16 protein-coding genes are annotated in these 15,116 nt (G+C 68.4%); 6 read left to right on the plus strand and 10 right to left on the minus strand.

The window, feature by feature from the left end; genetic code table 11:
* The first annotated feature begins 234 nt into the window (after positions 1-234).
* From ACVMK0_RS07420 to ACVMK0_RS07430, 3 genes are read left to right on the plus strand one after another with little or no spacing between them, the layout of a single operon-like run.
* Complete coding sequence (locus ACVMK0_RS07420; RefSeq protein WP_476464660.1) at positions 235-789, plus strand: RDD family protein; 555 nt, start codon at positions 235-237, stop codon at positions 787-789.
* 17 nt (positions 790-806) lie between these two features.
* Positions 807-1,214, plus strand: coding sequence for a diacylglycerol kinase (locus tag ACVMK0_RS07425; protein ID WP_045535977.1), 408 nt, complete (start codon positions 807-809; stop codon positions 1,212-1,214).
* 56 nt (positions 1,215-1,270) lie between these two features.
* Positions 1,271-1,897 carry an LOG family protein gene (locus ACVMK0_RS07430; protein WP_476463407.1) on the plus strand — a complete coding sequence of 209 codons (627 nt, stop codon included), beginning with the start codon at positions 1,271-1,273 and terminating at the stop codon, positions 1,895-1,897.
* 73 nt (positions 1,898-1,970) lie between these two features.
* Here ACVMK0_RS07430 and ACVMK0_RS07435 read toward each other — a convergent pair whose 3' ends face one another.
* The 4 genes from ACVMK0_RS07435 to ppa form a co-directional block, all read right to left on the minus strand.
* Positions 1,971-2,213, minus strand: a complete 243-nt coding sequence (locus ACVMK0_RS07435; RefSeq protein WP_476463408.1) for a hypothetical protein — start codon at positions 2,211-2,213, stop codon at positions 1,971-1,973.
* Between the two features lie 245 nt (positions 2,214-2,458).
* Positions 2,459-2,797 carry a P-II family nitrogen regulator gene (locus ACVMK0_RS07440; RefSeq protein WP_045535980.1) on the minus strand — a complete coding sequence of 113 codons (339 nt, stop codon included), beginning with the start codon at positions 2,795-2,797 and terminating at the stop codon, positions 2,459-2,461.
* A gap of 166 nt (positions 2,798-2,963) precedes the next feature.
* Complete coding sequence (locus ACVMK0_RS07445) at positions 2,964-4,862, minus strand: NAD+ synthase (protein WP_476464661.1); 1,899 nt, start codon at positions 4,860-4,862, stop codon at positions 2,964-2,966.
* Between the two features lie 93 nt (positions 4,863-4,955).
* A complete protein-coding gene (gene ppa / locus ACVMK0_RS07450; protein WP_476463409.1) occupies positions 4,956-5,495 on the minus strand; it encodes an inorganic diphosphatase in 540 nt (179 codons plus the stop codon).
* 226 nt (positions 5,496-5,721) lie between these two features.
* On the opposite strand from ppa, the gene moaA reads away from it, so the two are divergent.
* Both moaA and ACVMK0_RS07460 read left to right on the plus strand, forming a co-directional pair.
* Positions 5,722-6,864, plus strand: coding sequence for a GTP 3',8-cyclase MoaA (gene moaA, locus ACVMK0_RS07455; RefSeq protein ID WP_476463410.1), 1,143 nt, complete (start codon positions 5,722-5,724; stop codon positions 6,862-6,864).
* Between the two features lie 32 nt (positions 6,865-6,896).
* Positions 6,897-8,048 (plus strand): iron-containing alcohol dehydrogenase, encoded by a 1,152-nt coding sequence (locus tag ACVMK0_RS07460; RefSeq protein WP_476463411.1) that lies wholly within the window; start codon positions 6,897-6,899, stop codon positions 8,046-8,048.
* Between the two features lie 16 nt (positions 8,049-8,064).
* Here the strand turns inward: ACVMK0_RS07460 and ACVMK0_RS07465 are convergent, their stop codons facing one another.
* The 6 genes from ACVMK0_RS07465 to ACVMK0_RS07490 all read right to left on the minus strand — a co-directional run bounded on the left by ACVMK0_RS07465 (position 8,065) and on the right by ACVMK0_RS07490 (position 14,260).
* Positions 8,065-9,135 (minus strand): phospholipase, encoded by a 1,071-nt coding sequence (locus ACVMK0_RS07465; RefSeq protein WP_476464662.1) that lies wholly within the window; start codon positions 9,133-9,135, stop codon positions 8,065-8,067.
* An 11-nt stretch (positions 9,136-9,146) separates the two neighbouring features.
* Entirely contained in the window at positions 9,147-9,959 is an 813-nt protein-coding gene (locus ACVMK0_RS07470; protein ID WP_476463412.1) for an HDOD domain-containing protein, read from the minus strand.
* Between the two features lie 17 nt (positions 9,960-9,976).
* The gene (locus ACVMK0_RS07475) at positions 9,977-10,804 is read right to left on the minus strand and encodes an HDOD domain-containing protein (protein WP_476463413.1); all 828 of its coding nucleotides are present in this window, start codon (positions 10,802-10,804) and stop codon (positions 9,977-9,979) included.
* An 87-nt stretch (positions 10,805-10,891) separates the two neighbouring features.
* A complete protein-coding gene (locus ACVMK0_RS07480) occupies positions 10,892-11,908 on the minus strand; it encodes an NADP-dependent oxidoreductase (protein ID WP_045535992.1) in 1,017 nt (338 codons plus the stop codon).
* 127 nt (positions 11,909-12,035) lie between these two features.
* Complete coding sequence (locus tag ACVMK0_RS07485; RefSeq protein ID WP_045535994.1) at positions 12,036-12,827, minus strand: SDR family oxidoreductase; 792 nt, start codon at positions 12,825-12,827, stop codon at positions 12,036-12,038.
* Between the two features lie 47 nt (positions 12,828-12,874).
* Positions 12,875-14,260 (minus strand): hemolysin family protein, encoded by a 1,386-nt coding sequence (locus tag ACVMK0_RS07490; protein WP_476463414.1) that lies wholly within the window; start codon positions 14,258-14,260, stop codon positions 12,875-12,877.
* An 11-nt stretch (positions 14,261-14,271) separates the two neighbouring features.
* On the opposite strand from ACVMK0_RS07490, the gene ACVMK0_RS07495 reads away from it, so the two are divergent.
* Positions 14,272-15,111 carry a symmetrical bis(5'-nucleosyl)-tetraphosphatase gene (locus tag ACVMK0_RS07495; protein ID WP_476463415.1) on the plus strand — a complete coding sequence of 280 codons (840 nt, stop codon included), beginning with the start codon at positions 14,272-14,274 and terminating at the stop codon, positions 15,109-15,111.
* The last annotated feature ends 5 nt before the right edge of the window (positions 15,112-15,116 follow it).

Genomic DNA, 15,116 nt, shown 5'->3' on the forward strand with positions numbered 1-15,116 from the left:
GTGGGGCCGCTGCGAGACTTGAGGCCAAAGCCATGGCGGCTTAACGCCGCGCAACCTTGACCCGTTTGCCGGATTGAATTGGGATAAGCGCTCATTATGGCACGATCTTTGGGCTTTGTTGCCCTGCAACACCGGCACTGCGCGCTGGGTGCGACAATGCGCGCCAAAACGCTGACCACGCTGACCACGCTGACCACGCTGACCACGCCACCCTGCCACCTGCCCGCCTTGCACATGAGCAAAAACCGCCCTGCCGCCTCTGCCACGCCCGCACAGCCTGCCACCCCCCTTGCTGCGCCCGCTGCTACCCCTTCGCTGCGCCGGCGCATGGCCTGCTGGCTGTACGAGGGCACGCTGATGTTTGGCGTCATCTTCATTGCCGCGCTGGCCTTTGGCGTGCTCACCGACAGCCGCGAGCCGATGCAAAACCGCCACGCCCTGCAAGGCTTTTTGTTCGTGGTGGCGGGCTTGTACTTCGCTTGGTTTTGGCACAAGGGGCAGACGCTGGCCATGAAAACCTGGCACATCCGCGTCGTTGACCACGCTGGGCGACCGCTGCGGCTGGCGCACGCGCTGTGGCGCTACGTGCTGAGCTGGATTTGGTTTGCGCCCCCGATGCTGCTGGGCTCCTTGTTGCAGCTGCATGCGTCATGGATTTTGTGGATGATGTTGCTTTGGGTGCCGCTGTACGCGCTGCTGGCGCGGCTGCACCCGCAGCGCCAGTTTTGGCACGACGCCTGGGCGGGCACGCAACTGATCCACGCCCCACCCCCCGCCGACACGCCCTAAGCCCCTGCCCTACCCCCATGCCCGACCCCACCCTGCCGCACCTCGACCCCGTCACGCAACAAAAACGCCGCGGCATCCTGCGGCTCTGGAACGCAATGGGCTACTCGCTCATGGGCTTGCGCGCCGCCTGGGACGAATCGGCCTTTCGCCAAGAATCGCTGGCGGCGCTGGTCATGGTGCCAGCGGCCTTCTGGGTCGGGCAAAACTGGTTCGAGGTTGGGCTGCTGGTGGGCACGGTGCTGCTGGTGATGATCGTCGAGCTGCTCAATACCGGCATCGAGACCGCCATCGACCGCATCGGACCGCAGTGGCACCACCTGTCCAAGCGCGCCAAAGACATGGGCAGCGCCGCCGTGCTGCTTAGCCTGCTGCTGTGCGGCGGCGTGTGGCTGGGGGCGCTGCACGCGCGCTTCATTGCCGGCTAAAAAGCCACAACCCAGCGGGCACCGCCGTGGCGCCCAGCCATGCCAGAATAACGGCCATGAACAGCCCACACCCCTCCCCGGCCAGCCCAGCCGCGCCGCTGGCGCCCACGTTTAGCCTCTGCGTGTTTTGCGGCTCGCGCAGCGGCACCGACCCGCTGCACGCCCAAGCCGCGCAAGCCGTGGGGCAGTGGATCGGCCGCCACCGCGGCCAGCTGGTGTATGGCGGCGGCAGCAACGGCCTCATGGGCCTGCTGGCCGACGCCGCCCTTGAGGCCGGCGCCCAAGTGGTGGGCGTGATCCCGCAAAGCCTCGAAATCAAAGAACACGCCAAGCGCGACTGCACCGAACTGCACGTCGTGCCCTCGATGCACCGGCGCAAGCAGCTCATGGCCGAACGCGCCGACGCTTTTTTGATCATGCCCGGCGGCATCGGCACGCTCGAAGAATGGTTCGAAGTCTGGAGCTGGCGCCAGCTCGGCTACCACGACAAGCCCATCGGGGTGCTCAACGTCGGCGGCTACTACGACGCGCTCTTGGGCGCGCTGGGCCAGTCGGCCCAAGCCGGTTTTATGGATAACTGGCAGCTCGACCTGATCCAGATCTCCTCCAGCATCGACACCCTGCTGCCCGCGCTGGTGCAAAACGCCGGCTTCGCCCCGCCCGATCGGCTCGAGCAGATCTGAGGGGCTAAGGCCCCCCGGCATCCAGCCAGCGAGCGCAAGCTTGCCGCAGCCTGACCGCAAAAACCTTCAAAGCTCAAGACGCAGCAGCAACGCGCTGGCAGTCGATGACCGGGCCAGCGCCTAGGCGGATGCGCAGACTTTCAGCACCCAGCTGCACCTCTAGACCCGGCTGCGCGAAAACGCCCGCCGAGCCGCCCGGTGGCGGATGCAACTCGTGGTTGCGCCCAGCGCGCACCAGCACCGCCACCCCTTGCAACGGAAAGTAGCGCCACTCGACGCGCAGCCCGTCGGCGCAAGCGAAGTGCGCGCGCTGCATGGGCGTAGGGGGTATGGGCGCAGCCTCGCTGGGAATGTGGGCTGCGGGGGGATGTGTGGGCGCGAGCGTGGGTGCGGGTGCGGGTGCGACTGCAGGCACAGCCACCGGCGCCCCGGTATGCGGACGCTCGCATGCAGCCAAGGCCAGCGCCAGCATTGCCAGCAATGAAAATGCAGCAAGACGCAGCACCCCGAGCGGCCCCAAGCCCTGTGGGCGCTGGCGCGGCTGGTGCAGCTGCTGCAAGCTCAAATCGCGGTTTCGTCCTGCTCGCCGGTGCGGATGCGCACCACGCGCTCGACCGGGCTGACAAAGATTTTGCCATCGCCGATTTTGCCGGTGCGGGCGGCGCGGATGATGGCATCGACGCAGCGCTCCACGTCTTCGGACTTGAGCACCACGTCGATGCGCACCTTGGGCAGGAAATCGACCACGTACTCGGCGCCGCGGTAGAGCTCGGTGTGGCCCTTTTGGCGCCCAAAGCCTTTGACCTCGGTCACCGTCAAGCCGGTCACGCCCTGCTCGGCCAGGGCCTCGCGCACTTCTTCGAGCTTGAAGGGTTTGATGACAGCGGTGATTTGTTTCATGGTGGGCTACAAAAATCGGTTGCAAAGGGCTCTGGCTACAACTTTGCATTGTAGTGCCGCAGTGCGCGGCTTGGCGTGATCGGCGTGCACACAACCCTTGTCCCACTGCCCCAGCAGACCAAGGGCCTAGCGACAGCGCACAACGGCGAACGGCGCTCGGCGGCGTTCAGCCGCGGTAGCGATTGGTGTTGGGGTAGCGCCAGTCTTTGCCAAAGCTGCGCGGCGTCACACGCGTACCCAGCGGGCCTTGGCGGCGCTTGTATTCGCTCAGGCGCAGCAGCCGCAGCACCTGCTCCACCGCTGCAGCGGGCAGGCCAGCAGCGACGATCTGGGCCGCGCTCTGCTCTTGCTCGACGTAGCGCTCGACGATGGCGTCGAGCACTTCATAGGGCGGCAGGCTGTCTTGGTCGGTTTGGTTCGGGCGCAGCTCGGCGCTCGGGGGCCGGGTGATGATGCGCTCGGGGATGGGGTTGGCGCCGCGGCCAAAGGGGTCGTGGGCGTTGCGCCAGCGCGCCAGCTCGAACACCCGGGTTTTGGGCACGTCTTTGAGCACGGCAAAACCGCCGGCCATGTCGCCGTAGAGGGTGCAGTAGCCGGTGGCGAGCTCGCTCTTGTTGCCGGTGGTGAGCACGATGGCGCCGAACTTGTTGGACAGCGCCATGAGCAACATGCCGCGGATGCGCGCCTGCAGGTTTTCTTCGGTGAGGTCGGGGGCACGGCCCTCGAACAGGGGCTCGAGCGTGTGCAGCAGCGCCTCGAACACCGGCTGGATCGACAGTTCCTCGTGGCGCACGCCCAGGCGCGCGGCCATATCGCGCGCGTCGATGAGCGAAATGTCGGCGCTGTAGGGCGAGGGCAGCATGAGCGTGCGCACGCGCGCAGCCCCCAAGGCATCGACCGCCAGCGCCAACACCAGCGCCGAATCGATGCCGCCCGAGAGGCCCAACAGCGCCCCCGGAAAGCCGTTTTTGTCCACGTAGTCGCGCAAGCCCAGCACCAGCGCCTGCCAGAGCTCGGCCAGCGGCTCGGGCTCGGGGGCCACCGGGCCGCTGAGGCGCCACGGCTCGGGCAGCGCAGCGTTGGCGGCGATAGCTTGGGATGGGGATGGGGATGGTGGAGATGGGGCGCCGACGCTGGACGTGGGTGTGGGCGCAGCGTCGCTTGCCCACAGGTTGATGCGCAGCAACTCGGGCACAAAACTGGCGGCGCGCGCGGCTAGGCGGCCGTCGGACCCAAGGGCGAAGCTGCGGCCCTCAAACACCACCTCGTCTTGCGCCCCCACCAGGTGCGCATAGACCAGCGGCAAGCCGGTCTCGGCCACGCGCTGGCGCATCACCTGCTCGCGCTGCGCGCCCTTGCCCCAGTGAAAGGGCGAGGCATTGAGCACCAGCAGCAGCTCGGCGCCAGCGGCCTGGGACTGCGCGGCAGGTTCGGGATACCAAGCGTCTTCGCAGATCAGCAGCCCCAAGCGCAGCCGCTGCCCGGCGCTGCCAGCCAGATCGAACACGCCCACGCCCTGGCCCGGCACGAAGGTGCGCTGCTCGTCGAACACCTGGTAGTTGGGCAGCTCGCGTTTGGCGTAGCGCAGCAGCACGCGCCCGTGCGCCAGCACCGAGGCGGCGTTGAGGCAGCGTGTGCGGCCGTGGCCGCTGGCAGGGGGGCCATCTGCGTGGCTGGCCGTGAGGCTGTAGGCGGGGCTGACCGCAGGGCAGACCGCTGGGTTGGCCCGCTTTCCAGCCTCAGCCTCAGCACCCGCCTCAACCCAAGGCCCCAGCGCCGCCGGGTGCCCCACCACCAGGTGCAGCCCCGGCCAACTGGCGCTCAGGCGCGCGAGCTCCTGCAGCGCGGCCTCGCAGTCGGCCACGAAGGCCGGCCGCAGCAGCAGGTCTTCGGCGGGGTAGCCGCACAGCGCCAGCTCGGGGGTGAGCAGCAGCTGCGCACCTTGGGCGTGCGCCGCCTGCGCCGCCGCCGCGATCTGGCGCACGTTGCCCGCCAAGTCGCCGACGACGACGTTGAGCTGCGCCACACAGAGCGTCAGCGTGGCCGCGCCCGGGTGGCTCGGCAGATCGGTAGCCAAAGCGATAGGCAGATCGGTGGGCAAGGCAGCGGCCACGGCAGTATTCAGTGTGCGGCCTCAGCCTCTCAGCCGATCAGCTGATCAGCCCTGCCGCTCTTTTTCGTAGGCGGCGATGCCGTCGCGGATTTCTTGGTGCGCGGCCTCGATCCCGTCCCAGCCCAGCACCTTGACCCACTTGCCGGGGTCGAGGTCTTTGTAGTGCTCAAAAAAGTGCTCGATCGCCTTGAGGCTGATCGGGTTCAGGTCCTGCAAGCTTTGCCAGTGCGAGTACAGGGGCAGGATTTTTTCGGTCGGCACCGCCAGCACCTTGCCATCCACGCCGCCTTCGTCCTCCATTTTCAGAATCCCCAGCGCGCGGCACGGCACCACCACCCCAGGCGGCAGCGGCACCGGCGTAATCACCAGCACATCGACCGGGTCGCCATCGCCCGAGATGGTCTTGGGCACGTAGCCGTAGTTGGTCGGGTAGTGCATCGCCGTGTTCATGAAGCGATCGACGAAGATGCAGCCCGAGGCCTTGTCCACCTCATACTTGATCGGGTCGCCGTTCATCGAGATTTCGATGATGACGTTGAAGATGGCGGGAGCCTTGCTGCCGGGGGTGACGTGGTCGAGTGACATAGGTGAAACGGCCTGTGAGGAAGAAAGGAATGGGGGAAGCAAACAAAGCGGCCACGCGAGACACTGCCAGCCGACAGCGCCTGCTGCCACGCAGCATTGAAGCCGATTTTACCTTCGCAAAACTGACTTGCAGCACACACTTGCAGGACACATCCCCCTACCGCCAGCGCAACCAGCCCCCGCCGCCTTGTCAAGCGCCCTGCCACTTGGTGTACGCTAGGCACTTATGTCAGAGCGCATCATCCCCTTGGTCAACGCTTTCAACCCCGGCCTGCCTGTGCGCACGGGCGGCCCCGCCGTGGCGCCCAGCGGCGAGTTGCTTGACGCCCTTGGGCGGCCGTTGCGCGATTTGCGCATCAGCGTCACGGACCGCTGCAACTTTCGCTGCAGCTACTGCATGCCGCGCGAAACCTTCGACCGCCACCACGCTTTTTTGCCGCACGCCGATCTGCTCAGCTTCGAGGAAATCACCCGGCTGGCGCGGCTCTTTGTGGCGCACGGGGTGCGCAAGCTGCGCCTGACTGGCGGCGAGCCGCTGCTGCGCAAAAACGTCGAAACCCTGATCGAGCAACTGGCGCAACTGCGCACCCCCGAGGGCCTGCCGCTCGACCTCACCCTGACCACCAACGCCAGTTTGCTGCAACGCAAGGCGCGCAGCCTCAAGGCCGCCGGTCTGAGCCGCATCACCATCAGCCTCGATGCGCTCGACGACGCGGTGTTCAGGCGCATGAACGACGCCGATTTTCCGGTCGCCGAGGTGCTGGCCGGGATCGATGCCGCCGAGGCCGTCGGGCTGGGGCCGATCAAGATCAACACCGTGGTCAAGCGCGGCACCAACGAGCACCAGATTTTGCCGCTGGTGCGCCACTTCCGCGGCCGCCCGTTGGCCTTGCGCTTCATCGAATACATGGACGTGGGCTGCAGCAACGGCTGGCAGATGGACGAGGTGCTGCCCAGCGCGGAGGCGCGCCAGCTGATCGAGGCCGAGCTGCCGCTGCTGGCGCTGCCGGCCAGCGCCGCCGGCGAGACCGCCGAACGCTGGGGCCATGCCGGGCCCGATGGGCGCCACGACCCGGCGCTGGGCGAGGTGGGCTTCATCAGCAGCGTCACCCAAGCCTTCTGCCGCGACTGCAACCGCGCCCGCCTCTCGACCGAGGGCAAGGTCTATCTGTGCCTGTTTGCCAACCAAGGTTACGACCTGCGCGCCCTGCTGCGCACCGGCGCCAGCGACGCCGATCTGGCCCACGCCATCGCCGCGATCTGGCAGCCGCGGCGCGAGCGCTACTCGGAGCTGCGTGCCAGCCTGCCCGCAGCCGCGCGCGCGCCCGAGGCCGGCAAGCGCATCGAAATGAGCTACATCGGCGGCTGACGGGCCCCCACACCACCCGGGAGACCACCCCCATGGCCCAGATTTTTTACCTGACCCAGATCCAGATCGAGCTCGGTGCCCTGCGCCTGCTGGCCAACGAGTGCGATCGCGTGGGCATCCAGCGACCGCTGATCGTCACCGACGCCGGGGTGCGCGCCGCCGGGCTGCTGGAGCGCGCCGTGGTGGCCTTGGGCCAAGGCGGCGCTGCCCTGCCGCACGCGGTGTTCGACGCCACCCCCAGCAACCCGACCGAGGCCGCCGTGCGCGCCGCCGCGGCGGTGTATGGACAGGAGCGCTGCGACGGCCTGATCGCGCTCGGCGGCGGCAGCGCCATCGACTGTGCCAAGGGCGTGGCGATCGCGCTCGCGCACCCGGGGCCGCTCAAGGCTTACGCCACCATCGAGGGCGGCTCGGCCAAAATCAGCGCCCAGCTGCCACCCCTGATCGCCGTGCCCACCACCGCCGGCACCGGCAGCGAAGTGGCCCGTGGCGCCATCCTGATCGTCGATGACGGGCGCAAGCTCGGCTTTCACAGCTGGCACCTGCTGCCCAAGGCGGCCATCCTCGACCCCGAACTCACGCTCGGCCTGCCGCCGCTGCTCACCGCCGCCACCGGCATGGACGCGATCGCGCACTGCATGGAAACCTTCATGGCCAGCGCCTTCAACCCACCGGCCGACGGCATCGCGCTCGACGGGCTGGCGCGCGGCTGGGCGCACATCGAGCGCGCCACCCGCGACGGCCACGACCGCCAAGCGCGGCTGCAGATGATGAGCGCCAGCATGCAGGGCGCGCTGGCGTTTCAAAAGGGGCTGGGCTGCGTGCATTCGCTCAGCCACAGCCTGGGCGGCGTGTTGCCGCGGCTGCACCACGGCACCCTGAATGCGGTGTTTCTGCCCGCCGTGCTGGCTTTCAACGCCAGCGCCGAAGCGGTGCAGCAAGAGCGTCGGTTGGAGCGCATGGCGCAGGCCATGGGTTTGGGCACCGACCCGCAGGCCGTCGGGCCGGCAATCCGCGCCCTCAATGCACGCTTGGGCCTGCCCAGCGGACTGGCGGCGCTCGGCGTGGGCCCGGAGGTGTTCGAACGCGTGATCGCAGGCGCCCTGGCCGACCACTGCCACCAAAGCAATCCGCGCTTGGCCAGCCCCGACGACTACCGCGCCCTGCTCGAGGCATCGATGTAAAACCGCAGCCTAGGCGCTACAGCGGCTGCACCACAGACGGATCGGGCCGCTGCAGCCAGGCGGCGAATTCGTCGGCCAGCTGCTGGCTCGCCGCCGCCGCTGCGCTCCAAGCGCGCATGCGCGCCGCCAGGTCGCTGCCGTAGCGCTCGAAATCGCTGCGATCGGGCAGCTTGCCATCGGGCAGCGTGCGCAGCCAATCTGGGTCCGGCGCCAGCACCAGGGTGCGGTCTAGGAACGCCGTGCTGCGGTGGCGCCACTTGAGCGCCTTGTCGAGCCAACCAGGCACCAGTTGGCGCTGAAAATGCGGGTACAGCACCAGGCCGGGCGCACGCTGCCAGTCCAGGTGCAGGTGGTAGTCGGTGATGCCGCCGTCCCAATAGGCGCCCGGGGGCGCGCCGGCGATGTCGGGCACCGCCTGCATGGCAAACGGCACCGAGCAACTGGCTTGCAGCGCGGGCAGCCAGTTGCACTCGTCGAGCCAAACCTGCCGCGTGCGCAGGTCGGTGCGACCAAAGGGCAAGGCCGCCCCCGGGGTCGAAAACACCACCCGCTCCAGCCAAGCGCCCAAGGCCGGGCGGTGCAGCGCGTTGCTCAGCCAAGCGCCCAGATAGCCCGCCGGGGTGCGCCAGCGCCCCTCGCGACGCAGCAGGTGGCGGCCGCGGGCCGTGAGCACATGCAGCCGGTAGCGTGGGTGCGCCAGCACCTGCTGCGCACGGCCGGCGTAGAACAGCTGCAAGTTGTGTGCAAAACGCTCGCTCACGTGCGCCGCCGTGGGCCGCTTGCGCCCCGCTGGCAGCTCGAACTGCTGGCGGATGTAGCCGTGCTCGAAGCGCTCGAAGGCGGCCGCACAATCGTCCAAACAGGCCGTCGCCATGCGCCAGGCCCCGATCGAGGCGCCCACCAGGTCGATGGGCTGCGTGCTCTGCGCCAGCCAATGGCCAAAGATGAAGCGGTCCAGCGGCCCCAAAATCAGCCCCTTGGGGCCGCCGGCGGCCCCAGCGACGATGCCCACGTCGCGCGCCTGCAAACCTTGGGCGTGCAGATGACGCAGCGCCGCCGGGCCGGCGTAGAGGCGCAAGGCCTGCAAACCGGCCGCCATCAGAGCGCCGGCAAGCGGTCCAGCCCGGCCACGTCGGGCGCCACCAGCAGGTCCGGGTCCAGCCCCAGCGCCTCGCCCACGTCGTCCGGGTAGTGGTCGATCAGCTCGTTGGCGCGGTTGCCCGCCAGCAGCAGGCGCGCGCGCCAGCTGGCCAGGTGCACCACCGCCGCCAGCGGCTCCTGTTCGGCTGGCGCCAACGGCTCGGTGTGCTGCGCGATGGCCGTCACCAGCAGGCGCGGCAGGCGCCAGTGCTGAGCCAAGGCGGCACCGGCTTCGGCGTAGCTGTAGCCCAGCGCCAGCCGCTCGACTGCGGCGCGCTCGAGCGCAAACACGTCCAAGCGCCGGTTCAGGCTGGCCATGGCCTCGGGCATGCCCATGTGCAGCACCAACTCGCCCACGCCGTGCAACAGCGCCGCCGTGAAGGCCAGGTTGGCATCGAGCCGGCGCGGGGTGCACAGGAGCCGGGCCACGGTGGCGGCGGCAAAGCTGAAATGCCAGAATTTGTCGAGGTGGATGCCGCTCACGGCGTGAAAGCTGGCATTCAGGGCCGCAGCGATGACCAGCGCACGCACCTTGTTGAGCCCCAGCACCGCAATCGCCTCGCGCACCGTGCCGACCGGGTTTAGCAGGGCAAAAAAGGAGGAATTGGCCTGCCGCAACAGGCGCGCCGTGAGCACCGGATCGTGCTCGATGTCGCGCGCCAGAGCGTCGAAATCGACCTCGTCGAACTCGAAGGTCTGGATCAGCTTGGCCGCCAGCTCGGGCACCACCGGCAGGCTTTGGGGTTGGCGCAGCAGTTCATCGAGTCGCATCGGGTGCTCAAGCCTCATCAGCCCAAAAAGGCCGACAGTTCGCCAGCCGAAGTCCATTCGCTCGGGTCTTTGTCGAGCACCATGTCGAGGTCGAGCCCGAGCAGAATCGCCACCACTTCGGGGAAGGTGGCGGCCAGGCCCTCGCGGTCGAGGTTGATCTCTTGCGCGCGCGCGCGCCATGCCGCCATGTGCACGATGCCGGCCAGCGGTTCGTACACATCGCCCTCAAAGGGCAGCAACTGGTGCTGCAGCGCACGCACGATCAAATCGGGAAAATCCCACTTGGCGGCGAAGGCGGCGCTCACGTCGGCGTAGGTGTAGCCCAACACGGCGCGCTCGGCCTCGGCGCGTTTCATGTCGAAGGGCGAGACGCTCCAGTCGATGCGCGCGACGACCTCGGGCAGGCCGATGTGCAGCACCAGATCGCCCACCGCGTGCACCAAGCCGGCGGTGAAAGCCGCGCCCTCGTTTAGTCGCATGCTGCGCGCCAGGGTGCGGCAGATTTTGGCGCTGTTGAGGCTGTAGCGCCAGAACTGCTCGAGATTGACGCCAGGCACTGCCTTGAAACTGCGCCCCAGCGCCACCGCCTGCACCGTGGTGCGCAATTGGCTAAAGCCCAGGATGTTGACGGCGTCTTGCACACTCAGAATTTCGCGCGACAGGCCAAAAAAAGCCGAATTGGCCAACTTGAGCAGCCGCGCGGTGAGGGCCGGGTCGGTGCCGATCGCCTCGCTGATGCGGCGCGCATCGGGCTCCTCTGTGTTGAGCTCGGCCGACACCTCGGACACCACACGCGGGATGCTGGGCAGTGCCTTGGCTTGCGCCAGAAGTTCGTCGAGTTGCATGGGGGCGCTGGGTAGGGGGATCTAGACTGGGCAGTATAGTGGAGCCAGTGCGCCAGGCCCCACGGCCTTGCCCTGCCCTGCCCTTCATCAAATCAGCCGCACCAACTGCTTGCCAAAGTTGTGGCCCTTGAGCAGGCCCAGAAAGGCCGCCGGGGCCGACTCGATGCCTTGGGCGATCGTCTCGCGCGGCCGGAAACGCCCGCTGCCCACCAGTTGCCCGAGCTCGGCCAGCGCCGGCGGCCAGTCCTGCATTTGCTCGCTCACGATGAAGCCCTGCACGCGCAGGCGGTTGACCAGGATCAGCGCCGGGTTCAGCAGCGGCAGCGGCTGGCCTTCGTAGCCTGCGATCATGCCGCAGATGGCAAAGCGGGCAAAGGCGTTGCTGCGCAGCAGCGCAGCGTCGAGCACGGCCCCACCCACGTTCTCGAAATGCCCGTCGATGCCCTGCGGGCAGGCGGCCTTGAGCGCCTGCGCCAGCGCGAGGTAATCGGGGTAGCGGCGGTGGTCGATGCAGTCGTCAAAGCCGAGTTCCTCGCGCACGTAGGCGCATTTGTCCGGGCCGCCCGCAATGCCCACCACGCGACAGCCGCGCGCCTTGGCCAGCACCCCCACCGCGCTGCCCACGGCGCCGCTGGCCGCGCTCACGGTCACCGTCTGCCCCGGCTGGGGGTCGATGATGCGCACCAGCCCGTACCAAGCCGTTACGCCCGGCATACCCACCGCGCCCAGGTAGTGGCTCAGGGGCACGTGGGTGGGATCGACCTTGTGCAGGGCGCCGACCTGGTTGGCATCGACCACGCCGATCTGTTGCCAGCCGCCCATGCCGACCACCCAGTCACCGGGGGTGTAGCGCGGGTGGCGGCTCTCGATCACCTCGCCCACCGTGCCGCCGATCATCACCTCGTTGAGCGGCTGCGGCGCGGCGTAGCTCTTGCCCTCGTTCATGCGCCCGCGCATGTAGGGGTCGAGGCTCAGGTAATGGTGCCGCACCCGCACCTGACCCTCTTGCAAGGGTTCGAGGGCGACGGTTTCGAGCCTGAAATGCTCCAAGCCGGCTTGGCCTTGCGGGCGCGCAGCGAGCACGATGCGGGTGTTGGTGGTCATGGCAATGTTCCTTGTGATGGTTGCGTGTGAGCGTGTCAGCCTCTTAGTGGCGCCCGGCCGCCCGAAGCCACTGAAGCGCCCCCTTGGGGGGGCAGCGAGCGCAGCGAGCGTGGGGGCCAGTTTCACTTCAGCCCCCGACGACGGCGCTCACGCCGCCATCGACCGCCAGCCACTGGCCCGTGATGTGCTTGCCCGCGGCCGACGCCAGCAGCACGGTCAGGCCCTTGAGGTCTTCGTCGTCGCCCAAGCGGCCCAGCGGCGCGTGCCCGGCCAGCCGCTCCTCGCCCAGCGCCTCCAGCGTGCCGCGCGTCATGCGGCTGGGGAAGAAGCCCGGGCAAATGGCGTTGACGCGGATGCCATGCGGGCCCCACTCGGCCGCCAGCGCGCGGGTGAAGTTGAGCACCGCGCCCTTCGAGGTGTTGTAGGCGATGGTGTTCATGCCGCGCGGGTTGCCGCCCAGGCCCGCGATCGACGCCAGATTGATGATGCTGCCGCGGCGGCGCGCGATCATGCAGTGCCGGGCCAGGTATTGGCTCAGCAGAAAATAGCCGCGCACATTGAGGTTCATCACCTTGTCCCAGGCCTCGACCGGGTGCTCCTCGGCCGGTGCGCCCCAGGCGGCGCCGGCGTTGTTGACCAGCACATCGACCGCGCCCAGGCGCTGCAGCGCCTCGGCGCCAAGCCGCTGCAGATCGGCCTGCTGGGCGCAGTCGGCCACGATCCACTGCGCCTCGACCCCTTGCGCCTGGAGCCGCTGCGCCGCTTCGTCGAGTTCATCGCGCTTGCGCGCCACCAGCAGCACGCGCGCACCGGCCTCGCCTAGGGCTTGGGCCATTTGCAGCCCGAGGCCGCGCGAGCCCCCGGTTACCAGCGCCGTCTGGCCGCTGAGGTCGAACAGTTGTTGCACCGTGCGTGTCATGGGTGGAGTCTCCTGGGTCGTTGATCGAGGCTCCGACCCTAACCCAATCAGGCGCCGGAAGCTGACACCTGCACGACACGGCGCACCCGCACCTCGTCGATGCGGCGCCCATCGAGCCGCTGCACGGTGAATTGCCAGCCGGCCACCTGCACCGCTTCGCCCTCGTTGAGCAGCTCGCCGGCCACGGTCTGCATCAGGCCGCCGACGGTGTTGTAACGCTCTTTGTCCTCGTCGGGCAGCGCGTCGATGTCTAGGCGCACCTTGAGCTCGTGCGCCGGCATGGCGCCATCGACCAGCCACGAGCCGTCCGGCTGCGGCGTGGCCCAAGCCTTGAGCGGCGTCTCGGGCGAGAGCTCGCCGGTGATGGCTTCGAGCAAGTCCAGCGGCGTGAGCACGCCCTGCACCTCGCCGTACTCATCGACCACAAAGGCCATGCGGGTGGCGCGCGCACGGAACTGCTCGAGCATTTCCATGCCGCTCAGGGTTTCGGGCACGAACACCGGGGCGCGCGCTTGGCTGGCCCAGTGCGGCGCCGCAGCAGTCGCACCAGCCGCACCCGCCGCAACGGCTTCATCGCCACCAGCCGCGCCCCCGGCGCCCAGCCCAGCGCCCAAACCCTGTTCGGCGAAGGCCAGCGCCACCAGTTGCGGCAGGTGGATCACGCCCAGCACCTCGTGCAGGCCGCCGCGGCAGACCGGGTACCACGAATGGCCGCCGCGTTGCGCCGCATCGAGCGCTGCGGCCAGCGGCGCGGCCACGTCGAGCCAGAGCACGTCGGGGCGCGGCACCATGATCGAGGTCAGCGGCCGGTCGTCGAGCAAAAAGACGTTGCGCACCATCTGGTGCTCGTTGGCCTCGATGATGCCGGCGCCCACGCCCTCTTGCAGGCTGGCGTCGATCTCGGCCTCGGTGACTTGCTGCACGGCGGCGTTGTCGATGCGCAGCAGCTTGAGCGTGGCCTGGGTGGTGTGGGTGAGCAGCCAGACGAAGGGCTTGGTCGCTTGGGCCACCAGCGTCATGGGGCGCGCGATCCAGCGCGAAACGGTTTCGGGGTAGATTTGGCCGATGCGCTTGGGCACCAGTTCGCCAAAGACGATGGTGATGAAGGTGATGACCAACACCACCAGCACCGTCGAGGTGACGCTGGCCGTGCCCTCGGACAAGCCCCAGCCAAGCAGGACGGCGGCCAAGTCGTCGCTGTACGCGGCCTCGCCCACGATGCCGTTGAGCATGCCGATCGAGGTGATGCCCACCTGCACCGAGGACAAAAACTGGGTCGGGTTGTCCATCAGGTTGAGCGCGGTCTGGGCGCCGCGGTCGCCGCTTTCGGCCAGCGCCAGCAGGCGCGCCTTGCGGCTCGAGGCCAAGGCCAGCTCCGACATGGCAAAAGCGCCATTGAGCAGAATCAAAAACAGGATCAGCAGGGCGTCCATAATCGCGGTTTATGCCTAATTACTTGATCGGCGACGTACAGGGCTGCGACGCCGCCTTGCAGCGCTTGCTGCACAAAATCGATTTTTCGCCCAGCCGCGACACGCTCTACCTGCTGGGCGATCTGGTCAACCGCGGCCCGGCCTCGCTGGCGGTGCTGCGGCGCCTGCGCGCCCTCGAAGGCGCCGCGCACTGCCTGCTGGGCAACCACGACCTGCACCTGCTGGCGGTGGCGCACGGGGTGCGACGCGCCAGCCGCCATGACAGCTTTGGCGACGTGCTGCAAGCCAGCGACGTGCACGCCCTGCTGGATTGGCTGCGCCAGCGCCCGCTGGCCCTGCAGGTGCAGGGCTGGCTGCTGGTGCACGCCGGCGTGCTGCCGCAGTGGACGGCAGCGCAGACGCTGGCGCTGGCCGCCGAGGTGGCGCAGCAGCTGGCCGGGCCCGAGTTCGGGCATTTTTTGCAGCACATGTACGGCGACCAGCCCGAGCGCTGGAGCGACGAGCTGCAAGGCACTGAGCGCTGGCGCGTGGTGGTGAATGCGCTCACGCGGCTGCGCTTTTGCCGCGCCGACGGCAGCATGGAGTTCGCCAGCAAAGACAGCTCCGCCGCCGCGCCTGACGGCTACCTGCCATGGTTCGAGGTGCCGGGCCGCCTGACGGCTGGCACCCCGATCGCTTTCGGTCATTGGTCCACGCTGGGGCCGCTGAAGCGGCCCGATTTGCTGGCGCTCGACACCGGCTGCGTCTGGGGCGGCTGCCTGAGCGCGGCCCGGTTGTCCGCAGCCGCTTCGACGCATACGCCGCAAATCATCAAGGTGCAATGCCCGCAGGAACAAAAGCCGGGGCGCTGAAAACC

The sequence above is a fragment of the Serpentinimonas sp. SSL01 genome (assembly GCF_056323735.1).

Excerpts from the sequence above, each read along its gene's own strand:
- ACVMK0_RS07420 (WP_476464660.1), top strand. The coding sequence starts at position 235 with ATGAGCAAAAACCGCCCTGCCGCCTCTGCCACGCCCGCACAGCCTGCC.
- ACVMK0_RS07425 (WP_045535977.1), top strand. The coding sequence starts at position 807 with ATGCCCGACCCCACCCTGCCGCACCTCGACCCCGTCACGCAACAAAAA.
- ACVMK0_RS07430 (WP_476463407.1), top strand. The coding sequence starts at position 1,271 with ATGAACAGCCCACACCCCTCCCCGGCCAGCCCAGCCGCGCCGCTGGCG.
- ACVMK0_RS07435 (WP_476463408.1), bottom strand. The coding sequence starts at position 2,213 with ATGCAGCGCGCGCACTTCGCTTGCGCCGACGGGCTGCGCGTCGAGTGG.
- ACVMK0_RS07440 (WP_045535980.1), bottom strand. The coding sequence starts at position 2,797 with ATGAAACAAATCACCGCTGTCATCAAACCCTTCAAGCTCGAAGAAGTG.
- ppa (WP_476463409.1), bottom strand. The coding sequence starts at position 5,495 with ATGTCACTCGACCACGTCACCCCCGGCAGCAAGGCTCCCGCCATCTTC.
- moaA (WP_476463410.1), top strand. The coding sequence starts at position 5,722 with ATGTCAGAGCGCATCATCCCCTTGGTCAACGCTTTCAACCCCGGCCTG.
- ACVMK0_RS07460 (WP_476463411.1), top strand. The coding sequence starts at position 6,897 with ATGGCCCAGATTTTTTACCTGACCCAGATCCAGATCGAGCTCGGTGCC.
- ACVMK0_RS07470 (WP_476463412.1), bottom strand. The coding sequence starts at position 9,959 with ATGCGACTCGATGAACTGCTGCGCCAACCCCAAAGCCTGCCGGTGGTG.
- ACVMK0_RS07475 (WP_476463413.1), bottom strand. The coding sequence starts at position 10,804 with ATGCAACTCGACGAACTTCTGGCGCAAGCCAAGGCACTGCCCAGCATC.
- ACVMK0_RS07480 (WP_045535992.1), bottom strand. The coding sequence starts at position 11,908 with ATGACCACCAACACCCGCATCGTGCTCGCTGCGCGCCCGCAAGGCCAA.
- ACVMK0_RS07485 (WP_045535994.1), bottom strand. The coding sequence starts at position 12,827 with ATGACACGCACGGTGCAACAACTGTTCGACCTCAGCGGCCAGACGGCG.
- ACVMK0_RS07490 (WP_476463414.1), bottom strand. The coding sequence starts at position 14,260 with ATGGACGCCCTGCTGATCCTGTTTTTGATTCTGCTCAATGGCGCTTTT.
- ACVMK0_RS07495 (WP_476463415.1), top strand. The coding sequence starts at position 14,272 with ATGCCTAATTACTTGATCGGCGACGTACAGGGCTGCGACGCCGCCTTG.